The sequence below is a fragment of the Qipengyuania sp. genome, from assembly GCF_965277845.1.
In the GTDB taxonomy this organism is placed as follows: domain Bacteria; phylum Pseudomonadota; class Alphaproteobacteria; order Sphingomonadales; family Sphingomonadaceae; genus Qipengyuania.
Map to the genome: position 1 here is coordinate 241,190 of NZ_OZ255844.1, position 20,517 is coordinate 261,706.

Sequence of the window (20,517 nt, forward strand, 5' to 3'; positions counted from 1 at the left end):
CGCTTGCGGGCCTTGGGCCCCGGTCGAAGCGAGCGCGCCGATTAGCCGAGCGCCCCCGCCTTGCCAAGCCCCTTTTCGCGAGATTTCGGGGGATCGATGCGGCGAGACCATTGTAAGCGCCCACAAGCACCCCATATCCTCGCTTCCCATGGATCGTGCACAATATTTCTCCGCCCAGGCCGGTCGCACCATCGATGCCCCGCGCCGCGTCAAAAGCCGCTTCGCCATTGGCGATGTGGTCAAACACCGCGTGTTCGACTTCCGCGGCGTGATCTTCGATATCGACCCGGTCTTCGCCAATAGCGACGAATGGTACGAGGCAATCCCAGAGGATATCCGGCCCGATCGCAATCAGCCCTTCTACCACCTCCTCGCCGAAAGCGACGACAGCGACTACGTCGCCTATGTCAGCCAGCAGAATCTGGTGACCGATTCGATCTCGGGCCCGGTCTCGCACCCCGATGTGCACCAGTATTTCGAGCAATTCGAGAACGGCCGCTATCGCATGCGGCGGAGCATGACGCACTGATCGCGAAAGGCGTTCAGTTCTTGATCTTCCAACCCGATTTGAGAAGCTTGTACGTGCCCAATGCGAGCAGCGCATTGAACACGAGCAGTCCGATGCCGGCTACCACGACCGCTGCGCTGTCACCGATATCGCTTTGGCCGAGAAAGCCGTAGCGAAAGCCCGAGATCACGTAGAAGAAGGGATTGGCGCGGCTGACCGCCTGAAAAGCGGGGGCCAGCCGGTCGATAATGTAGAAGGTGCCCGACAGCATCGCCAGCGGGGCGATGACGAAGTTTGTGACGGCAGCGTTGTGATCGAACTTTTCCGCCCAGACCGAGGCGAGCAAGCCCAGCAGCGAAAGCATCACCGCCCCCATCAATCCGAACCAGACCACCGCCCAGGGCGCGGCCATGGCCAGGCTGACACCGGGATAGAGAAGCATGGCACCTGCCACGACGAATCCTACCGCAACGGCACGGGTGATCGCGGCACCTACGATCCCGCCCATCAGTTCGCCTTCGGACAGGGGCGGCATCAGCAGGTCGATGATGGTCCCCTGGATCTTGCCTGCGAGTAGCGAAAAGCTCGAATTGGCGAAGGCATTCTGCATCATCGCCATGGCGATCAGCCCCGGCGCAACGAAGGTCGGGAAGTTGGCGCCGAGCACCTCGCGCCCACCGCGACCCAGCGCGACCGAAAAGATGACCAGAAAAAGCAGCGTCGTGACGGCCGGAGCCCAGATTGTCTGCGTCTGGACCTTGAGAAACCGCCTCACCTCCTTCATATAGAGGCTCCACAGGCCAATCCCGTTGATCCCGCGGATCACCGGGCGTCCCCGCGGCGGAAACCGGCCCTCCCCTCCGGCATTATCCTCTACGAAGGAGGCGTCCGGGTGTTCGCTTCCGGGCGATACGGGCTGGGCTTGATCGACCATTGGGGCGCGACTAGGCCCAAGCGCCACGGCATGCAAGCCGCGGCGTCGAGACACGAGATACAGGACTGCATATGAGCTGGACCGACGAACGGATCGCAACGCTTAAGAAAATGTGGGAAGGCGGATCGACCGCCAGCCAGATTGCCGAGGAACTGGGCGGGGTCAGCCGCAATGCCGTGATCGGCAAAGCGCATCGCCTCGGCCTCAAGTCGCGTCCCTCGCCGGTCAAGGCCAACGAGAAGAAGAAGGCTCCGGCCAAGGCCAAGCCCGCTCCGAAGCCGGTCGCCAAGAAAGCGGCGAAGCCGGCTGCCAAGCCTGCGCCCGCGGCTCCAGCCAAGCCCACCGCCGCGCCCGCACCCAGGCAGGATGCCGCAATCCCATCGCAACCCCTGCCAAACAAGAACGCCGATCTTCCGAAGATCGTTTCGGTCGGTCCCGGCGGCTTCCTGCGTCAGGGCCCGGGCGACCAGCAGGCCCCGATCCCGCCGGCTCCGCCGCGCCGCCTGGTGCCGGCCAAGCCGAGTCCCGAGATCGCCGACAAGACCAGCCTGCTCGATCTGTCGGACAAGGTGTGCCGCTGGCCGATGGGCCATCCGGGCGAACCCGATTTCCATTTCTGCGGCGAGGCCGTGAACCCCGGCTTTCCCTATTGCGTCGAACATTGCGGCCGGGCCTATCAGGCGCAGCTGCCGCGCGGTGCGCGCCGCCCCCCTCCGCCGCTGCCCTTCGGCGGCCCGCGGGTACGCTAAGACAAACACGAACAAGGCCCGGCAGTCGCGCGACCGCCGGGCCTTTTCATTTCCACGGGAGAAAGAACCATGCCCCTGTCGCTACATGCCGCCTACGTTCCCAGCGCCCTGCAAATGCTCGGCACTGCCAATCACCTGATCGACACGGCCGAAAAGTGGTGCGCCGAACATGACTGCGGCCATGACGAATTCATCGGTGCCCGCGTGTTCGAGGACATGTTGCCCTGGTCCTACCAGGTGAAATGCGTCGCCGAGCACACGCAGGGCTCGATCGAAGGTGTGCGCAAGGGCGTCTATTCGCCCGACCTCGATCCGCCGCCGTCGACCTTCGAGGATTTGCGCGCCAAGCTGGCCGGCGCGGTCGAGGCGATGAACGCGCTTACCGAAGACGAGATGGAAGGCTGGGTGGGCCGGCCGATGCGGTTCGAATTCAAGGACACAGGGATGGACTTCACGACCGAGGACTTCCTGCTCAGTTTCAGCCAGCCCAATTTCTATTTCCACTGCGCGACCGCCTACAACATCCTGCGCATGAAGGGAGTACCGGTCGGCAAGATGGACTTCATGGGCCGGGTCCGCATCAAGGCCTGATGCTGGCGGCTTAGCGCTTGCGGGCGAACCAGATCGTGTGGCGCGGCCCCTTGTTGTTGGGTCGCGCACGCACCTCGCGCACCTCGACATCGAACCCGCTCTCTTTGAGGCGGACGGTGAACTTGTGGTCGGGCGCGGCAGACCAGACTGCAAGGATGCCGCCGGGCCTGAGCGCATCGCGGGCCTTGCCGAGACCGGTCTTGGAATAGATCCGGTAATTCGCGTCGCGCACGATGCCGTCCGGGCCGTTGTCCACGTCGAGCAGGATGGCATCGTACTTTTCGGTCGTGCCGTCGTTCGCATCATCGATCAGCGCCGCAACGTCGCAGATAACGACCTGCCCGCGCGGGTCGGACAGGCTCTCGCCGGTCAGATGCGCCAGCGGCCCCTCGGCCCATTCGAGAATTTCGGGCACGATCTCGGCCACGGTGACCGATCCGCCTTCGGGCAGCTTGTCGAGCGTGGCGCGATAGGTGAAGCCCATTCCGTAACCGCCGATGAGCACACGCGGTCGGTCGACTTCAAGCTCTGCCAGCGTCAGCACCGCGAGCTGTTTTTCGGAAAATTGCATCCGCGTCCCCATCAACTCGTCGCGACCGAGCATGATGATGAAATCGCGACCGTGGCTAACAAGCGTCAGCGTTTCGCCATCGGGTACTTGCGCGGTTGCCAGGGTTTCGCGGGGCAGCATTCTCGTATTCTCCAAAGCAAAGGGGCCGCAGGCGGACCCGCGACCCCTTCGTCACTGACTAGCGAAGGATCAGTCCTTCAGGAAGTCGGGCACGTGGGCTTCGCCGCCCCCGTCCCGCTTGCCGCCGCCATCGCGATCACGATCGCGACGCGGGCCGCCACGGCCACCGCGACGATCGCCGCCACGGCCACGGCCACCCTTGTCACCGCGCGGTTCACGCGGCGGGCGGGTGTCTTCCAGCTCTTCGCCGGTTTCCTGGTCGACCACGCGCATCGACAGGCGAACCTTGCCGCGCTGGTCGATCTCGAGGACCTTGACCTTCACTTCCTGACCTTCCGAAACGACGTCGGTCGGCTTTTCGACCCGCTCGTTCTTCATTTCGGAGACGTGGACGAGACCGTCCTTGCCGCCCATGAAGTTCACGAATGCACCGAAGTCGACGATGTTGACGACCTTGCCGGTGTAGATCTTGCCGACTTCGGCTTCCTCGACGATGCCTTCGATCCACTTCTTCGCGGCCTCGATCTCGTCGGCGTTCGAAGAGCTGATCTTGATCACGCCTTCGTCGTCGATGTCGACCTTGGCACCGGTTTCGGCAACGATCTCGCGGATCACCTTGCCGCCCGTGCCGATGACGTCGCGGATCTTCGACTTGTCGATCTGCATGGTCTCGATGCGCGGGGCGTGCTTGGACACTTCGGTGCGGGCACCGGTAAGGGCCTTCGACATTTCACCCAGGATGTGAGCACGGCCGGCCTTCGCCTGTTCGAGCGCGGTCTTCATGATTTCCTGCGTGATGCCGGCAACCTTGATGTCCATCTGGAGCGAGGTGATCCCAGCTTCCGAACCGGCGACCTTGAAGTCCATGTCGCCGAGGTGGTCTTCGTCACCCAGGATGTCCGACAGGACCGCGAAATCTTCGCCTTCGAGGATCAGGCCCATGGCGATACCCGACACCGGACGCTCGATCGGAACGCCTGCGTCCATCATCGACAGACAGCCGCCGCAGACGGTCGCCATCGAGCTCGAGCCGTTCGATTCGGTGATGTCCGACAGGATGCGGATGGTGTAGGGAAAGTCTTCATGGTCGGGCAGCACCGGGTGCAGCGCGCGCCATGCGAGCTTGCCGTGGCCGGTTTCGCGGCGGCTGGTGAAGCCGAAGCGGCCAACTTCGCCGACCGAATAGGGCGGGAAGTTATAGTGCAGCATGAAGTGATTGTACGACAGGCCTTCGAGGCCGTCGATCATCTGCTCGGCATCCTTGGTGCCCAGCGTGGTGGTGCAGATCGCCTGCGTTTCACCGCGCGTGAACAGCGCCGAACCGTGGGTCCGAGGAAGCAGGCCGACCATCGCCTCGATCGGGCGAACCTGGTCGAGCTTGCGACCGTCGATACGCGTGCCGTCCTTCAGGATCGAACCGCGTACGATGTCGCTTTCGAGCTTCTTCACCAGCTTGAGCGTGCCGAGATATTCGGCCGGATCGCTCTCGGCCAGGTCGGCAAAGGCTTCGCGTGCCTTTTCGCGGGCTGCGTTGACCGCATCCTGACGTGCCGACTTGTCGGTGATCTTGTAGGCGGCTTCGAGGTCCGCACCGATGACGCCGCGCAGCTTCTCGAGCTTGGCGGTCTTGTCTTCGACGGGCTCGAGTTCCCACGGATCCTTGGCGGCCTGTTCGGCGAGGTCGATGATCGCACCGATGACCTTGCGGCTTTCCTCATGCGCGAACATGACGGCGCCGAGCATTTCCTCTTCGGTCAGTTCCTTGGCTTCGGATTCGACCATCATCACCGCGTCCTGCGTCGCGGCGACGACGAGGTCGAGACGACCATCTTCGCCGAGCGCGTCTTCGAGGCTCGGGTTGAGGACGTATTCGCCGTTCTTGAAGCCGACGCGTGCAGCGCCGATCGGACCCATGAAGGGAACGCCCGAGATGGTCAGCGCGGCCGATGCGGCAATCATCGCGACGATATCGGGTTCGGTTTCCCCGTCATAGGACAGAACCTGCGCGATGACGTTGATTTCGTTGTAGAAGCCTTCCGGGAAGAGCGGACGCACTGGGCGGTCGATCAGGCGGGAGGTCAGCGTTTCCTTCTCCGTCGCGCGGCCTTCGCGCTTGAAGAAGCCGCCCGGGATGCGGCCCGCAGCGGAGAACTTTTCCTGGTAGTGGACGGTGAGCGGGAAGAAGTCCTGCCCTTCGCGTACACTCTTGGCGGCGGTCACGGCGCACAGCACCACGGTTTCGCCATAGGTAGCCAGAACGGCGCCGTCAGCCTGACGGGCGATGCGGCCGGTTTCCAGAGTGAGGGTCTTTCCGCCCCACTCCAGCGATACGGTTTTCGTGTCGAACATGTACTTTCCTTATGAACCCGCACGGCCTTATTGCGGTGCGGGGCCTACAGTGCCGGGTATGCCGTCCCGGTCCGGTTCGAGGCTTATCCTGCCTCCATTTGCCGACCCCGCGCCGGATTGCGCGGTTGCCGGATAAACGAAGGGGCGGCCTGAGCCGCCCCTTCGAGAAACTCTTACTTGCGAAGACCCAGCTTCTGGATCAGCGCATTGTACCGCTCGACATCCGTCTTCTTGAGATAGGCGAGCAGGTTACGGCGCTTGTTGACCATCATCAGGAGACCGCGACGCGAGTGGTTGTCCTTGTGGTTGGACTTGAAATGCTCGGTCAGGTTGCGAATGCGTTCGGTCAGGATCGCGACCTGGACTTCCGGCGAACCGGTGTCGCCCTTGGCCTGCGCATTGTCCTTGATGATCTCAGCTTTTTTCTCGGCGGTAACCGACATGTATTCTACTCCGCGACATCCGGGATGTTGAAGCCCCGCACGACCTTGGCCGTACCTCCGTCGAGTTCCATCAGGGCCACGGGCACGTCGTGCAGCGTGGCGAGGTGGAGCCCGTCGGTGTGGGGCAGCTCCGACAGTACCCGGCCCTGGCGGACCGCCTGCGCGCTGTCGGGATCGAGGATAAGGACCGGGATGTCGTCCAGTCCCGCCTCGAGCGGCAGGAGAAGGTTTTCGATGGGCGCGCCCTTAGCGATTTCCTCCAGCTTGTCCAGCGAAATCGCCTGTTCCTCGCGGAACGGGCCAGCCTTGATGCGCCTGAGATAGGTGACGTGCCCCACCGTTCCAAGCGCGCGTGCGATATCCCGTGCAAGCGAGCGGATGTACGTTCCCTTCGAAACGTGCGCGACCAGCGTGACGCTATCGGCCAGCTCAAGCGGCGCCTGCGGATCGTAGGGATCGGGCCGGCCCGCGGTGGTTGCGAAGGCGGAACGCAATTCGGCATCCTCGCGCTCGCTTTCGAAGCCGAGCGAATGGATCGTGACCGCGCGGGTCTTCATCGCGACTTCCTCGCCTGCCCTCGCCCGGTCGTAGGCGCGCTTACCGTCGATCTTCACCGCGGAATAGGCGGGCGGGACCTGTTCGATATCGCCGGTGAGATGCTCCAGCACCGCGGCAATGGCGGCCATCGGAGGGCGGCGGTCGCTGCGCTCGATGACCTCGCCCTCGGTGTCGAGCGTATCGGTCTCCTCGCCGAACTGGATGGTGAAGGCGTAGATCTTGTCGGAATCGAGCATCCGCCCCGCGAGCTTGGTTGCCTCGCCCAACGCGATCGGCAGCACGCCTTCGGCGAGCGGATCGAGCGTCCCGCCGTGGCCGACCTTGGTCTTGGCATAGCCTCCCTGCCGCAGCACGCGCTTGACGGCTGACACAGCCTGCGTCGAACCGAGCCCGCGCGGCTTGTCGAGGATCAGCCAGCCGTGGGGCGCGGGTTTCTTCTCGCTCATGCCGCGATCCCGCGCGCGATCCATTCGGCAAGCTCGAAATAGCGTTCCTGCAACCAAAGGACCGGCGGAAGGACGGTGTTCTCGATCAGGCCGCTGTCCGGAAAGGCCCAGGTGGCGGCGATCAGTACGATGAAAAAGAGCATGCCGAGCGATTGGAGCTTCTGCCAGTTGCTTGCCCATTGGCGCGGCAGCAGACCACCGACGATGTGCGAGCCATCGAAGGGCGGGATCGGCAACAAGTTGAACAGCGCGAGGAAAACGTTGATCAGGATGAACATGCCGCCCGCCGTCAGCAGCCATTCGGGCGGCATGCTGTCGGCGGCTATGAATGCGCCGGAGATGGCGCCGAAGAGCAGTGCCCCGACGAATGCGAGCAGCAGGTTGGTTCCCGGCCCCGCGGCCGCGACCGCGACCATGCCGAACCTCGGGTCGCGCAGCCGGTCGCCGCGTACCGGAACCGGCTTGGCCCAGCCGAAGATCGGTCCGCCGAACAACGCGAGAGCCCCCGGCACCAGCAGCGTGCCGATCGGGTCCACGTGGCGGATCGGGTTGAGCGAGAGGCGCTTCTGTTCCTTGGCGGTGGGATCGCCCAGCGCGAGCGCGGTCCAGCCATGCGCGACCTCGTGGAAGACGATGGCAATGATCAGGCACGGGATCAGGATCACCGCGAGCAGGAGCGTTTCGGTCATGGCGGGCTAGATAGGAAGCGCAGGGTCAGCCCGCCAGCGCTTCGCGGAAATGCTTGCGGCACATGGCGACATAGCGATCGTTGCCGCCGATTTCCGTCTGCGCGCCCTCGTTGACCGCCTTGCCCTCGGCATCGACGCGCAGGTTCATCGTCGCCTTGCGCCCGCAATCGCATACCGCCTTCATCTCGACCAGAGCATCGGCGATGCCGAGCAGTGCGGCGGAGCCTGGAAAGAGCTCGCCCTGGAAATCGGTGCGCAGGCCGTAACACAGCACCGGGATCCCGGCATCGTCGGCCAGTCGGGCCAGCTGCCAGACCTGTTCGGTGGTGAGGAATTGCGCTTCGTCCACCAGCACACAGGCGATCGGGTCCTCGGCATGGTCGGCCAGCACGCGCGCCTCGATGTCGGTATCCGCCTCATAGCGATGCGCATCGCTCGCCAGGCCGATCCGGCTGGAGATCGCGCCGAAGCCGGGCCGGTCGTCGAGCGCTGCAGTCCACAGCGACACGCGCATGCCGCGCTCGCCATAATTGAAAGCCGTCTGCAGCAGCGTGCTGCTCTTGCCCGCATTCATGCTCGCATAATAGAAATAGAGCTTCGCCATCGTCCATTCGCTAGCGCCCTTCGCGCACCCCGGCGAGTCTGTCCGGCAGCACTTCTCCACAAGCACCGTTAAGCATGGCGACAGACGCGACGACCAATGGTAGCGCCTGCAGAAGATCCAGAAGGAATTGGCAGGGACACGGCGATGGCGGAAGCGACTGGCGCGACACAGAACGGAATTCTCGGCTGGATCGAAAGGAGCGGCAACAAGCTGCCCGATCCGGTCTTTTTGTTCTTCTGGTTGATCGCGATCCTCGTCGTCATTTCGGTGCTCGCCAGCCTTGCTGGCCTGTCGGCCGCGCATCCCACCGAAGTCGATCCCGATACGGGGGCAGCCACGATCATCAGCGCAGTCAGCCTGCTCAGCGCGGAGAATATCCAGCGGCTGTGGGTCGACATGCCCGAGACCTTCACCCACTTCCATCCGCTCGGCTACGTGCTCGTTGTCATGCTCGGTGCAGGCGTCGCCGAACGCGCCGGCCTTTTCGGCACCGCCATGCGCGCCGGCGTGCGCAATGCACCCACTTTCCTGCTGACACCCATCGTCACGCTGGTCGGCATGATGGGCAATCTGGCCGCCGACGCCGCCTATGTGGTGTTGATCCCGCTGGCGGGCATCATCTTTCACGCCGCTGGGCGACACCCTGTGGCGGGCATCGCGGCCGCATTCGCGGGCGTTTCGGGGGGCTTTTCGGCCAATCTTCTGCCCGGCCAGCTCGACGCGCTGCTATTCGGGATAACCGAGGCAGCGGTCGAAACCGTGTTCGGCGACTTTACCGCCAACATCGCGGGCAATTGGTACTTCATCGCCGCGATGACCTTCGTCTTCCTGCCCGTGATCTGGTGGGTGACCGACAAGATCATCGAGCCGCGCCTGGGGCCCTGGAACCCCGAGATGGCGGGCAATGCCGTGTCGCCCGAGCAACAAGGCGAAGTGTCCGATGGCGATCGCGCGCTGAGCGAGGGCGAGCGCAAGGGCCTGCGCTGGGCCGGGCTGGCCGTGCTCTTCGTCGTCGGCCTGTGGCTGTTCTTCACGCTGGGGCCGGGCACCCCGCTGATCGACGAAGAAGCCTCGGCCGAGGCCCGGTTGACGCCCTTCTACCAGAGCCTCGTCGCCGGCTTCTTCCTGCTGTTCCTTCTTGCTGGCTGGGCCTATGGCAAGGCGGCGGGCACAATCGGGGACCATCGCGATCTCGTGAAGATGATGGCCGGCGCGATGGAGGACCTCGCTTACTATCTCGTCCTGGCCTTCGCCGCGGCGCATTTCGTCGCCATGTTCGCCTGGTCGAATCTCGGCCTGATCCTGGCGGTCAACGGCGCCGATTTCCTCGGCAACAGCGGGTTGCCCGCATGGGCGCTGCTGGCCGCGATCATCCTCGTCTCGGCACTGCTCAACATCTTCGTCGGTTCGGCCAGCGCCAAATGGGCGCTTTTGTCGCCCGTGCTGGTGCCGATGCTGATGCTGCTGGGCATTACCCCGGAAATGGCCACCGCCGCCTATCGCGTGGGTGACGGGGCGACCAACATCATCACTCCGCTGATGGTCTATTTCCCGCTGATCCTGATCTTCTGCCAACGCTGGCAGAAGGACTTCGGCCTCGGCAGCCTGGCTGCGACCATGCTGCCCTATTCGGTCGGGCTGCTGATTTCCGGCCTTGCCATGACGATCGGCTGGGTGGTGCTCGACCTGCCGCTTGGTCCGGGGGCAGAGGTGTTCATGGAGGCGCCGACCGCGGCAGCCGTCGAAATCCAATCGGCGAACTGACGGGCGCGACGCCCGATTCATTCGCCGGGCGTAACCATCGGGCTCCCTCGTCCGTATAGGAAGGGAGGGAGACCCGAATGTCGTGGCCCATCCGCCTGGTCCTGCTGCCGTGGCTGGCGCTGTTTGCGCTTGCGAACACCGCCGCTCCGCTCAGTTTCACGCTCGATGCCATGGGAAGCGACGTTACGGCGAAAGTCGCGTTCTTCGGACTGGCCAGCAAGACGGCCCGCTTTCCGGAGATGGAAGGCACCGTCCAGATCGTTCCGGGAGAGCCCGAACGCGCGGTGATCGATGTGACCTTCGACGCCACGGCGCTCGAGGCGCCGGATCGCACTACGCTCAGGCGCCTGCGCGGTGAGAAGTTCTTCTGGGTCGAGCGCTATCCGGAAATACGCTTCGTCGGTCGCTCGCTGAATCTCGAGAGCGCGACACGTGGGATTGTAGCAGGCGAGCTGACGGCGCGCGGCGTGACCCTGCCGCAGGTTCTCGAAGTGGAATTCGACCGGGATCCGCTCACCGCTTCGCCCGGAGAGGCGATCGGCTTCACCGGTGAGATGACGATCGATCGCCGCGACTACGGGATGAAGAGCTACCAGATCATCGTCGGCAACAAGGTGGACATCAGCTTGCGTGCGCGGATGGTGCCGGGCTGATCGTCACCCTTCGTCATCGTCGAGATCGCGTACAACCTTGGGATCGTTGAGCAGCTTCTCGATCCGGTCGGCCTCGTCGAAGCTTTCGTCGGGCTGGAAATTGAGGCGCGGCGCGAATTTGAGGCCGAGGCGCTGGGCGACCTCTTTCTGGAAGAAAGCCGTGTTGGTCCGCAGCGCCTTGAGCACCACGGCCTCGTCCTCGCCCAGCAAGGGCTTCACATAGGCTTTCGCATTGCGCAGGTCGGGCGTCATGCGCACTTCGGTGACCGCGATATTACTGGCCGAAAGCACATCGTCATGCGCCTCGCCGCGTGCGAGCAGTTCGGAAAGGATATGTCGCACGCGCTCACCCACCTTGAGGACGCGGACCGATTGCTGTTCGGGGGTGGATCGGTTGTGGGCCATCAGCTTTCTCCGGTCGGACGCGGCGTGGGAATGGCGGTGCTGGTGGCACGGGCGAGCAGCTTGCCCGCCTCGTCGAACAGCTCGCCTTCGAGGAAGATCACCTTGCGCCCGCGGCGCACGACACGGCCCTTGCCGATAAGCGGTCCTGCCATCACCGGCTTGAGCAAGCTCATCGAGATTTCGAGATTGAGCGGCGCTTCGGCCTGATCGGTCGCCCAGACATGCGCCCAGCCCATGACCTCGTCGAGGAAACCCGCGACCAGTCCGCCCTGCACGCTGCCGCGCGGCGTGACGAAGCTTTCGGGCGCGCGGAAGCGCAAGGTTATCTCTTCACGCTCCTTGTCGAAACGATCGAATTCAACGCCCATCGTGTCCGCATGCGGTGCGGCCAGCGCCTGTTCGGAAATCATCAATCGTTCACTCCGGGTACGGGCGTGGGAATGGCGCTGGACGTTGCGCGCGCGAGTTGGTTGCCCTCTTTGTCGAGCAATTCACCTTCCAGGAAGGCCACCCGCTTGCCGACCTTCACCACGCGCCCCTTGGCGGTGATGGTTTCCATCGGGACCATGCGCAGGAAGGTGAGGTTCATATCGAGGTTGAGCGGCAGGCGCCGTTCGGTCTCACCGAAGCGCGCTTCGGTCACCGCCAGCAGTGCGCCGCCCATCACCTCGTCGAGGAAACCCGCGATCAGCCCACCCTGCACCGCGCCGCGCGGAGACGCGAAGCTCGGCGGCGGGGTATAGCGGCAGGTAAGTTCGCCCCTCTCTGCGTCGAAAGAGACGAACTCGCTGCCCATCAGCTCGGACGAAGGCGAGCGCCTGCGTTCGTAGATTCTCGCCATACGTCCTCAGCCCCCCGTTTACAGCGTGCGTTCGCGCTCCTCGACTTCGAAGACTTCGAGCTGGTCGCCCGGCTTGATGTCGTTCGTATCGGCAAGCACCACACCGCATTCGAGACCGGCTCGGACTTCGTCGACGTCGTCCTTGAACCGGCGCAGCGAGGCGATGGTGGTGGCCGAGACGATGACGTCTTCGCGCGTAAGGCGCGCGTGCAGCCCCTTGCGGATGACACCTTCCTCGACCAGCAGGCCGGCCGCCTTGTCCTTCTTGCCCGAACGGAACACTTCCTTGACCGCGGCACGACCGACGACGTTCTCGATCCGCTCCGGACCCAGCTCGCCTGCCATCTCCTTCGCGATTTCCTCGGTCAGGTGGTAGATGACGTCGTAATACTTCATCTCCACGCCGTCGCGCTTCACCAGCTCGCGTGCCTTGGCATTCGGGCGGACGTTGAAGCCGATGATCGGCGCGTTCGAGGCCGAAGCCAAGCTTACGTCGCTTTCGGTGATCGCGCCCACGCCTGCATGCAGCACGCGAACCTTGATCTCGTCGTTCGAGAGATTGTGCAGCGCGGTGGTGATCGCCTCGACCGAACCCTGCACGTCGGCCTTCACCAAGACGGGGAATTCGATGACATTGGCGGCGAGGTTATTGAACATCGTATCGAAGCTTGTCGGAGCCAGCGCGGTGCGCTTCTCGGTCGCCTTTTCCTGACGATATTCGGCCACTTCGCGGGCACGCTGTTCATTTTCGACCACGGTCAACACGTCGCCGGCGCTCGGCACGCCGCCCAGGCCGAGGACCTCGACCGGCATCGAGGGGCCGGCCTTCTTGATCTGCTTGCCCTGGTCGTTGACGATCGCGCGTACACGGCCGCTTTCGGTACCCACCACGAAGGTGTTGCCCCGCTCCAGCGTGCCACGCGTGATGAGCACGGTGGCGACCGGACCGCGGCCCTTGTCGAGCTGCGCTTCGATCACGGTAGCTTCGGCCATGCGGTCGGGGTTGGCTTTCAGTTCGAGCAGTTCGGCCTGCAGCGCGATCTTTTCGAGCAGTTCGTCGAGTCCAGCCTTGGTCTTGGCCGAGATTTCGACGTCCTGCACATCGCCCGACATCTTCTCGACGATCACCTCGTGTTCGAGCAGGCGGTTGCGGACGTTGTCCGGATTGGCTTCCGGCTTGTCCATCTTGTTGATCGCGACGATCATCGGGACCCCGGCGGCCTTGGTGTGATTGATGGCCTCGATCGTCTGCGGCATGATGCCGTCGTCGGCCGCCACCACCAGCACCACGATATCGGTGACGTTGGCACCACGCTGGCGCATCTCGGTAAAGGCGGCGTGACCCGGCGTGTCGAGGAAGGTGATCGCATCGCCGCCCTTGGTCTTCACCTGGTAGCTGCCGATATGCTGGGTGATGCCGCCGGCTTCGCCCTTCACGACATTGGCACCGCGCAGCGCGTCGAGCAGGCTGGTCTTGCCGTGATCGACATGGCCCATGATGGTGACGACCGGCGGACGCGGCTTCAGCGTCTCTTCCGGATCGACATCCTCCTCGGCGGCGATATCCACATCGGCCTCGGAAACCTTTTGGATATTGTGACCGAACTGATCGACGAGCAGTTCCGCCGTATCCTGGTCGATCGTCTGGTTGACGGTGACCATCATATCGAGATTGAAGAGTTCCTTGACGAGGTCGGCACCCTTCTCGCCCATCCGCTTGGCCAATTCGCCAACCGTGATCGCCTCGGGAACGACAACGTCGCGGACCTGTTTCTCGCGCGGCTTGCTGGACCCGCCACCTTGCATGCGGCGTTCCTTCTCGCGCGCACGCTTCAGCGCGGCGAGGCTGCGCGCACGGCGCCCCTCGTCCTCGTTGAGGGCTTTCTTGACCGAAAGCTTGCCCGAGCGGCGCTTGTCGGGTTTTTCCGCACCGCGCGCCGGCTTGTCTTCCTTCTTCTTGCGCTCCGGCTTCTTGGGTTCCGGGCGCGCTACGGGTGTGAAACGACGCGGGGCAGGCGCGGGGGTCCCGGCCGGCTCGACCTCCTCCGCAGGAGCCTCTTCAGCGGGTGCTTCCTTGGGCTTCTTGGCCTCGTCCGCGGCCTTCTTGGCGGCCTCCTCTTCGGCCTTGCGATTTTCCTCGGCGCGCTTCTTCTGGTCCTCGGCCGCCTTGCGGGCCTGTTCTTCTTCACGCTTGCGCGCTTCCTCCGCGAGACGCAGGCGTTCTTCCTCCGCCTCTCGCTGAAGACGCGCGACCCGTTCCTGCGGCGTTTCGCCAGCAGGCGCTGCCTTCTTCTTGGGCGCAGGCTTCGCCGCCGCCGGCGCCGGTGCCGGGGTGGGCTCCGGGGCGGGCGGCGGAGGCGGTGGAGGCGGAGGCGGCGCTTCGCCCGGCTTCACGAGCTTACGGCGGCGCTTCACCTCGACCGCGACCTTGTTGGTGCGGCCGTGGCTGAAGGTCTGCTTGACCTCGCCCGGCTGAGCGCCCTTGAGGGTCAGCGGTTTACGGGTCGGTTTCTTGTCGTCGTCGCTCATTCTTGCTCGTTTCTCTTCGTCTCAATCGTTCAAATCGTCGTCGGCGCGCAGATCCGCGCGAGCCGTGCCGGCCGGGAAGGTGTGCCCCAGATAATGCATGAGGCGCGTCAGGGGCTTGATGACCCTGGCGGCCGATGCATCGTCGGCCAGCGCCAAGTGGACGACATTGTCGCGGCCCAATGCCACAGACAAAGCGTTCCGGTCCAGAGGGAGTTCGAGACCGCGCTCGCCCGATCCTTCCGCCTCGCGCCCGACGCGCCAGGCCTGGTCGAGCTTCTTGCGTCCATCCTCGCTCGCGTCGCTGGCATGCAGCAGCAGGGCAATCGCCCCGCCGCGCGCTGCTTCGGCGATGCGCTGGGTCCCCAAGATAAGGCTTCCCACGCGCATTTCGAGCCCCAGCCGGTCGAGCAAGGTGCGGGTCAGCGCATTCTCGACCATCTGCGGCAATGTAGAGGGCAATTCGAGCTCGCCACTCTTGAAGGCCCGCGACAGCGCACCCTTCAGCTTACCGGCAGCCTGCGCCTCGGCGAGTTCCTCACGCGAAACGCCGATCCAGGCCCCGCGACCGGGCGCCTTTTCCTGTGCGTCGGGCAGGACCAGACCTGCCGGCGAAGCGACCAGCCGGACGAGTGTTTCGCGCGGCGCCGTCTTTCCGGAAAGGATGCAGCGCCGTTCCGGACAGGACTTGGCGGGCTCCGCTTTACGGGGCCGCGGAGTTTCAGCGATGTCGGACGTCAGGCGCTCATTGGGTGGAGTCCGCATCGGCGGCCTCCTGCGTGTCGGTCGTCTCGGCAGGGGCCGGAGCTTCCTCTTCGTCTTCGAACCAATGCGCGCGGGCAGCCATGATGATCTCGTTGCCCTGCTCTTCGGTCAGGCCGTATTCGCCCAGCACGCCACCCTTGTCCTGCTCGCGGACCGAGGGGCGCCGCATCGGCGGGCCATCGGCATTGTTGCGGCGGCGCGGGGCTTCGCGCTTCTTCTGGATCAGCTCGTCGGTGGCGAGGTCCGCCACATCGTCGAGCGTCTTGAGCCCGGCCTTGCCCAGCGTGACCAGCATGGCCTCGGTCAAGTGCGGCAGCTCCGCGAGATCGTCCTCGACGCCGAGTTCACGGCGCGCCTCGCGGTGCGCGGCTTCCTGGCGATCGATCGCTTCCTTGGCACGGCTCTGCAGTTCCTCGGCCAGTTCCTCGTCGAAACCCTCGATGCCGGCGAGTTCTTCCAGCTCGACATAGGCGACTTCCTCGAGCTCGGCGAAGCCTTCGGCGACGAGCAGCTGCGACAGCGTTTCGTCGACGTCGAGTTCCTCTTCGAACATCTTCGAGCGCTCGGCGAATTCCTTCTGGCGCTTCTCCGAGGCTTCTTCCTCGGTCATGATGTCGATCTGGTTTCCGGTCAGCTGGCTGGCGAGACGCACGTTCTGGCCGCGGCGACCGATGGCGAGCGAAAGCTGGTCGTCGGGCACGACGACTTCGATGCGGCCGTCTTCCTCGTCGAGAACGACGCGGCTGACGGTGGCTGGCTGAAGCGCGTTCACGATGAAGGTCGCGCCGTCTTCCGACCAGGGGATGATGTCGATCTTCTCGCCCTGGAGTTCCTGCACGACGGCCTGCACGCGGCTGCCCTTCATACCGACACAGGCGCCGACAGGATCGATCGAGCTGTCATGGCTGATCACGCCGATCTTGGCGCGGCTGCCCGGATCGCGGGCGGCAGCCTTGATCTCGATGATGCCGTCGTAGATTTCGGGCACTTCCTGCGCGAACAGCTTGCGCATGAAGTCGGGGTGCGCGCGGGACAGGAAGATCTGCGGGCCGCGGTTGTTGCGCTCGACCTTGGTGATCAGCGCGCGGACACGCTCGCCGACACGGGCGGCTTCGCGCGGGATCTGCTGGTCGCGGCGGATAACGCCTTCGGCACGGCCGAGATTGACGATCACGTGGCCGAACTCGACCGACTTGATCACGCCGGTGATAACCTCGCCCGCGCGGTCCTTGAACTCTTCGTACTGGCGTTCACGCTCGGCATCGCGGACCTTCTGGAAGATCACCTGCTTGGCGCTCTGCGCATCGATGCGGCCAAGATCGACCGGCGGCAGCGGATCGACGATGAAGTCGCCGATCTTGGCATCGTCCTGGAGCTTCTGCGCGGCCTTGAGATCGACCTGCTTGAAGTAGTCCTCGACCTCTTCCACGACCTCGACGACGCGCCACAGACGCAGATCGCCGGTCTGCGGATCGAGCTTGGCGCGGATATCGTTCTCCGCGCCGTAACGGTTGCGGGCAGATTTCTGGATCGCTTCTTCCATCGCCTCGATGACGATCGCCTTGTCGATCATCTTTTCCGAGGCGACCGAGTTTGCGATCGCGAGGAGTTCAGCCTTGTTGGCGGAAATGGCACTGGCCATCAGTCGTCTGCCTTTTCTTCTTCGATGTCTTCGGCACCGCTCGTATCGAGCGGCTGGGTGGCGGCGATCAGCTCGTCGGTCAGGACGAGTTTCGCCGAGTGGATCTGGTCGCGAGGGACGGAAACCTCCCCCGCCTTGCGGTCATCGATCGTGACCATCTCGCCATCGATGCCCTTGAGTTCGCCGCGCAGGCTACGCTGGCCGTCATAGCCCTTGGCCATCGAGATCTTGGCTTCGTGCCCGGCCCAGTCGGCGAAATCCTTCGCACGGGTAAGCGGGCGGTCGATGCCGGGCGAGGAGACTTCGAGATGGTAGGCGCCTTCGATGAGGACTTCACCGGCTTCCTCGATAACGTCGATCCGCTCGGATACGCGGCGCGAGAGCGCGGCGCATTGTTCGATCACCAGCTGGCCGGTGGCGGGATCCTCGGCCATGATCTGCAGCGCCTCCCCGCCGTCGCCGGCTTCGGAAGGCATCATCTTGACGCGCACGAGCTCGAAGCCGAGCGCCTTTGCCTCGGGTTCGATCACTTCGGTCAAGCGTGCCAGATCGGCCATTCAGTCTCCAGATATGCGCCCATTGCGACAACGGCGTTTCGTGCCGGCCCCTCGCGGCGCCAGCCCCTCCAGTGTCGCGACAATGTCGGGATGAGCAGCGATATAGTCGGGGCCAGACGCTATTGCAATCGCTGATTTTCGGCGAACAGCCAGCGGCAGGCGAGCCAGGCGAGAATGGCGCCGGCGAATTGCGCGAGGACGAAGCCGAGAACGTCGGCTGGCGCGATGCCCGAAAAGCTGTTGGTGAAGGCGCGGCCCACGGTGATCGCCGGATTGGCGAAGCTGGTCGAACTGGTAAACCAATAGCCTGCCGCGATGAACAGTCCCACTCCCGGCGCCACCCAGTCGGGGCGCGAGCGCAGGCAACCGAGAATCGTGAACAGCAGGCCGAAAGTGGCGATCCCCTCGCCCAACCATTGCCCCCGGCCGGTCCGGATGTTCTCGCTGAACTGGAACACCGGCGCATCGAACATGACGTGCGCGGCCCACACGCCGATCATGCCCCCCGCCAGTTGCGCCGCCACGAACAGCAAGGCAGCGCCTGCGGCAATCTCCCGCCGCAGCGCGAAGACCAGCGTTACCGCCGGATTGAAGTGTGCGCCCGATACCGGCGCAAGCGCGGCGATCAGTACGAACAGGATCGCGCCGGTGGCGATCGTGTTGCCCAGCAACGCTATGGCGATGTTACCGTCCGCCAGCGCCTCGCCCATGATCCCGGAGCCGACGACGGTTGCAAAGAGGAAGAAACTGCCGAGCGCCTCGGCACCGAGCTGGCGATGGAGCAAGGACGGCTCCGCTTCAACAGCAGCCATTCGCCACCGCGCCCTTATCGGTTTCGGGAACGAAGGCTTGGCCATAATCGCCGGTGCGCTCGTGCGTCAGGAAACTCTCCCAGCGTATGCCCGACGGATCGCTGGTCCAGTTTTTGGTCGAGCGAGCGTAACAGCATTGGGTCTCGCCCTCGTCGATCACTGCGGCGTGCGTATTGGCAACACGTGCGAACTGGGTGTCGAGTTCGCCTTCGCTCTCGGCCTGGACACCGAGATGCGAAAGCCCCGGCGTGCCGCAGCCTTTCTCGACCACGAAGTTGACCCGCGGCTCGTCGAGCAGCCATTGGAGATAGCCCTCGCGTTCCAACGTCGGCGAGTGATCGAAAAGAGCCGTATAGAAAGCCCTGGCAGCGTCGAGATCTTCTGCCGTCAGGCTGATGTGAATACGCATGGGAATTTCTCCTGAACGATCAAGCGCAAGAACCGAGGGGATCGTCGGCGCAGCAGTTTTCGTTGAGATAGGCCACCAGCCCCGCCATCGCGGTGAAATCGGCACGGTAGACGATGTACCGGCCGACACGCTCGTCGCTCACCAGCCCGGCATTGCGCAAATTCGAAATGTGGAATGACAGCGAGCTTGGAGGCAGGTCGAGCTTTTCCGAAATGCTGCCCGCGGACAGTCCGGTCGTCCCGGCCCGAACGAGCACGCGAAAGATTGCCAGCCGATGGTCGTGGGCAAGCGCGGACAGGCGCTTCACCATTTCCTCATCAACTAACTTGGGTTCGGTCGTTTCCATATTTCAAGAATAATCGAAATATTGGCCGTGTCAACGCCTACCTCGCCCGGCCTCAATCCTCCGCGAGCGCGTGTTTCTTGATGCAATGACGCAGCTGGTCGTAAGTAAGCCCCAGCGCCTTGGCGGTCTGCCGCTGATTCCAGCGATGCTTGCCGAGCGCATATTCGACGATCGCCCTTTCGTGCGTATCGACCGCAGCACGCAAATCGTCGATCCAATCGAAATCGGGAGCGGCCGGTTTAGGCGCGACCTGTGCTGCACTTGGCGCCTTGCTTGCCGGCACCGGCAGGCCCTTGGGCTTCCATGGGCTGTCGAAGGGGTCGAAGATTACATGTCCGATCGGCTGATCCCAATCGTCCCAGCGATAGATCGCCCGTTCGACGACATTGCGCAATTCCCGGACGTTGCCCGGCCAATCGTGCTTCTCGAGCTGTTCGGCGACATGCGGCGCGAAGCCGGGCCAGCCCTCCCAGCCCAGTTCGGCGGCCATGCGGCGCCCGAAATAATCCGCCAGAACCGCGACGTCGCCCTCGCGCACGCGCAAGGGAGGCAGAGTGATGACCTCGAAGCTGAGCCGGTCTAGCAGGTCGGCGCGGAAATCGCCGCGCGCAGCCTTGGCCGGAAGATCCTCGTTCGTCGCAGCAACGATACGTACATCGACACGTGTGGGGCGACTCGAGCCGATCCGCGTTACCTCGCCATATTCCACGGCACGGAGCAGCCTTTCCTGGGCACCCATCGACAAAGTACCCAGTTCGTCGAGAAATAGCGTCCCCTTGTCGGCTTCTTCGAATCTTCCGGCGCGGACTCTGGTAGCACCGGTAAACGCACCCGCCTCGTGCCCGAACAGCTCGGCCTCGATCAGCGTTTCGGGCAAGGCGGCGCAGTTCATGACGACCAGAGGTTCGTCCCAGCGGGTGGAAAGGCGATGCAAGCGTTCGGCAATCAGTTCCTTGCCGGTCCCGCGCTCCCCGATGACGAGCACGGGGCGCCGCATGGGCGCTGCACGGCTGGCGCGCTCAACCGCATCGAGGAAGGCGCCCGACTGGCCGATAAACTGATTTTCCCGCTCCATGACCAAGAGATAGGAATTTTTCCCGATACTTGGCAATCAAAACCAACATGTCGTTGGTCGAATTGTCCGAAAGGCACGGTTTTCTCCCATTTTCCGGGTTTGGCATGGCACTTGCTGAATATGGTACAACAGCAATCGGCCAATCGGCCCCAAGGGAGGT

At 64.0% G+C, this 20,517-nt stretch carries 23 protein-coding genes; 5 read left to right on the forward strand and 18 right to left on the reverse strand.

Going from position 1 to position 20,517, the window contains the following annotated elements:
* Positions 1–148 precede the first annotated feature (148 nt).
* Positions 149–529, forward strand: a complete 381-nt coding sequence (gene hspQ / locus ACQY4G_RS01210; protein ID WP_067694341.1) for a heat shock protein HspQ — start codon at positions 149–151, stop codon at positions 527–529.
* 13 nt (positions 530–542) lie between these two features.
* Here the strand turns inward: hspQ and ACQY4G_RS01215 are convergent, their stop codons facing one another.
* Positions 543–1,442 carry an ABC transporter permease gene (locus ACQY4G_RS01215; RefSeq protein WP_421992485.1) on the reverse strand — a complete coding sequence of 300 codons (900 nt, stop codon included), beginning with the start codon at positions 1,440–1,442 and terminating at the stop codon, positions 543–545.
* Between the two features lie 71 nt (positions 1,443–1,513).
* Between ACQY4G_RS01215 and ACQY4G_RS01220 the strand changes: the two genes are divergently transcribed.
* On the forward strand, positions 1,514–2,191 hold the full coding sequence (locus ACQY4G_RS01220) for a GcrA family cell cycle regulator (protein ID WP_067694338.1): 678 nt from the start codon (positions 1,514–1,516) through the stop codon (positions 2,189–2,191).
* Positions 2,192–2,260: 69 nt separating this feature from the next.
* Complete coding sequence (locus tag ACQY4G_RS01225; RefSeq protein WP_421992487.1) at positions 2,261–2,782, forward strand: DUF1993 domain-containing protein; 522 nt, start codon at positions 2,261–2,263, stop codon at positions 2,780–2,782.
* Between the two features lie 10 nt (positions 2,783–2,792).
* Here the strand turns inward: ACQY4G_RS01225 and ACQY4G_RS01230 are convergent, their stop codons facing one another.
* The 6 genes from ACQY4G_RS01230 to ACQY4G_RS01255 all read right to left on the reverse strand — a co-directional run bounded on the left by ACQY4G_RS01230 (position 2,793) and on the right by ACQY4G_RS01255 (position 8,562).
* Positions 2,793–3,473, reverse strand: coding sequence for a spermidine synthase (locus ACQY4G_RS01230; RefSeq protein ID WP_421992488.1), 681 nt, complete (start codon positions 3,471–3,473; stop codon positions 2,793–2,795).
* Between the two features lie 69 nt (positions 3,474–3,542).
* A complete protein-coding gene (gene pnp / locus ACQY4G_RS01235; RefSeq protein WP_291172271.1) occupies positions 3,543–5,822 on the reverse strand; it encodes a polyribonucleotide nucleotidyltransferase in 2,280 nt (759 codons plus the stop codon).
* Between the two features lie 173 nt (positions 5,823–5,995).
* The gene (rpsO, locus tag ACQY4G_RS01240) at positions 5,996–6,265 is read right to left on the reverse strand and encodes a 30S ribosomal protein S15 (RefSeq protein WP_067468099.1); all 270 of its coding nucleotides are present in this window, start codon (positions 6,263–6,265) and stop codon (positions 5,996–5,998) included.
* Positions 6,266–6,270: 5 nt separating this feature from the next.
* Positions 6,271–7,269 carry a tRNA pseudouridine(55) synthase TruB gene (gene truB, locus ACQY4G_RS01245; protein ID WP_421992490.1) on the reverse strand — a complete coding sequence of 333 codons (999 nt, stop codon included), beginning with the start codon at positions 7,267–7,269 and terminating at the stop codon, positions 6,271–6,273.
* Entirely contained in the window at positions 7,266–7,958 is a 693-nt protein-coding gene (locus ACQY4G_RS01250) for a site-2 protease family protein (protein ID WP_421992492.1), read from the reverse strand. The genes truB and ACQY4G_RS01250 overlap by 4 nt, the downstream gene beginning before the upstream one ends.
* 25 nt (positions 7,959–7,983) lie before the next feature.
* A complete protein-coding gene (locus ACQY4G_RS01255; RefSeq protein WP_421992494.1) occupies positions 7,984–8,562 on the reverse strand; it encodes a thymidine kinase in 579 nt (192 codons plus the stop codon).
* A 144-nt stretch (positions 8,563–8,706) separates the two neighbouring features.
* Between ACQY4G_RS01255 and ACQY4G_RS01260 the strand changes: the two genes are divergently transcribed.
* Together ACQY4G_RS01260 and ACQY4G_RS01265 are read left to right on the forward strand one after the other, a co-directional pair.
* Positions 8,707–10,326 carry an AbgT family transporter gene (locus tag ACQY4G_RS01260; RefSeq protein WP_421992496.1) on the forward strand — a complete coding sequence of 540 codons (1,620 nt, stop codon included), beginning with the start codon at positions 8,707–8,709 and terminating at the stop codon, positions 10,324–10,326.
* 77 nt (positions 10,327–10,403) lie between these two features.
* Complete coding sequence (locus tag ACQY4G_RS01265) at positions 10,404–10,979, forward strand: YceI family protein (RefSeq protein ID WP_421992498.1); 576 nt, start codon at positions 10,404–10,406, stop codon at positions 10,977–10,979.
* A gap of 3 nt (positions 10,980–10,982) precedes the next feature.
* Here the strand turns inward: ACQY4G_RS01265 and rbfA are convergent, their stop codons facing one another.
* From rbfA to pspF, 11 genes are all read right to left on the reverse strand, one after another.
* Complete coding sequence (gene rbfA, locus ACQY4G_RS01270; protein ID WP_067694315.1) at positions 10,983–11,384, reverse strand: 30S ribosome-binding factor RbfA; 402 nt, start codon at positions 11,382–11,384, stop codon at positions 10,983–10,985.
* Positions 11,384–11,794 (reverse strand): PaaI family thioesterase, encoded by a 411-nt coding sequence (locus ACQY4G_RS01275; RefSeq protein ID WP_421992500.1) that lies wholly within the window; start codon positions 11,792–11,794, stop codon positions 11,384–11,386. Before ACQY4G_RS01275 ends, rbfA begins: the two co-directional genes overlap by 1 nt.
* Positions 11,794–12,225, reverse strand: a complete 432-nt coding sequence (locus ACQY4G_RS01280; protein WP_421992502.1) for a PaaI family thioesterase — start codon at positions 12,223–12,225, stop codon at positions 11,794–11,796. Before ACQY4G_RS01280 ends, ACQY4G_RS01275 begins: the two co-directional genes overlap by 1 nt.
* A gap of 18 nt (positions 12,226–12,243) precedes the next feature.
* The gene (infB, locus tag ACQY4G_RS01285; RefSeq protein WP_421992504.1) at positions 12,244–14,754 is read right to left on the reverse strand and encodes a translation initiation factor IF-2; all 2,511 of its coding nucleotides are present in this window, start codon (positions 14,752–14,754) and stop codon (positions 12,244–12,246) included.
* Positions 14,755–14,775: 21 nt separating this feature from the next.
* On the reverse strand, positions 14,776–15,516 hold the full coding sequence (locus ACQY4G_RS01290; RefSeq protein WP_421992506.1) for a DUF448 domain-containing protein: 741 nt from the start codon (positions 15,514–15,516) through the stop codon (positions 14,776–14,778).
* Positions 15,497–17,158 (reverse strand): transcription termination factor NusA, encoded by a 1,662-nt coding sequence (nusA, locus tag ACQY4G_RS01295; protein ID WP_067694304.1) that lies wholly within the window; start codon positions 17,156–17,158, stop codon positions 15,497–15,499. The genes ACQY4G_RS01290 and nusA overlap by 20 nt, the downstream gene beginning before the upstream one ends.
* Positions 17,158–17,715: a ribosome maturation protein RimP gene (gene rimP / locus ACQY4G_RS01300; protein ID WP_421992508.1), complete on the reverse strand. Its 558-nt coding sequence runs from the start codon at positions 17,713–17,715 to the stop codon at positions 17,158–17,160. The genes nusA and rimP overlap by 1 nt, the downstream gene beginning before the upstream one ends.
* A 119-nt stretch (positions 17,716–17,834) precedes the next feature.
* Positions 17,835–18,527: an aquaporin gene (locus ACQY4G_RS01305; protein WP_421992510.1), complete on the reverse strand. Its 693-nt coding sequence runs from the start codon at positions 18,525–18,527 to the stop codon at positions 17,835–17,837.
* Complete coding sequence (locus ACQY4G_RS01310) at positions 18,514–18,936, reverse strand: VOC family protein (RefSeq protein WP_067694296.1); 423 nt, start codon at positions 18,934–18,936, stop codon at positions 18,514–18,516. Before ACQY4G_RS01310 ends, ACQY4G_RS01305 begins: the two co-directional genes overlap by 14 nt.
* A 19-nt stretch (positions 18,937–18,955) precedes the next feature.
* On the reverse strand, positions 18,956–19,282 hold the full coding sequence (locus ACQY4G_RS01315; protein WP_421992512.1) for an ArsR/SmtB family transcription factor: 327 nt from the start codon (positions 19,280–19,282) through the stop codon (positions 18,956–18,958).
* A 52-nt stretch (positions 19,283–19,334) separates the two neighbouring features.
* Positions 19,335–20,357 carry a phage shock protein operon transcriptional activator gene (gene pspF / locus ACQY4G_RS01320; RefSeq protein ID WP_421992515.1) on the reverse strand — a complete coding sequence of 341 codons (1,023 nt, stop codon included), beginning with the start codon at positions 20,355–20,357 and terminating at the stop codon, positions 19,335–19,337.
* Positions 20,358–20,517: the final 160 nt, after the last annotated feature.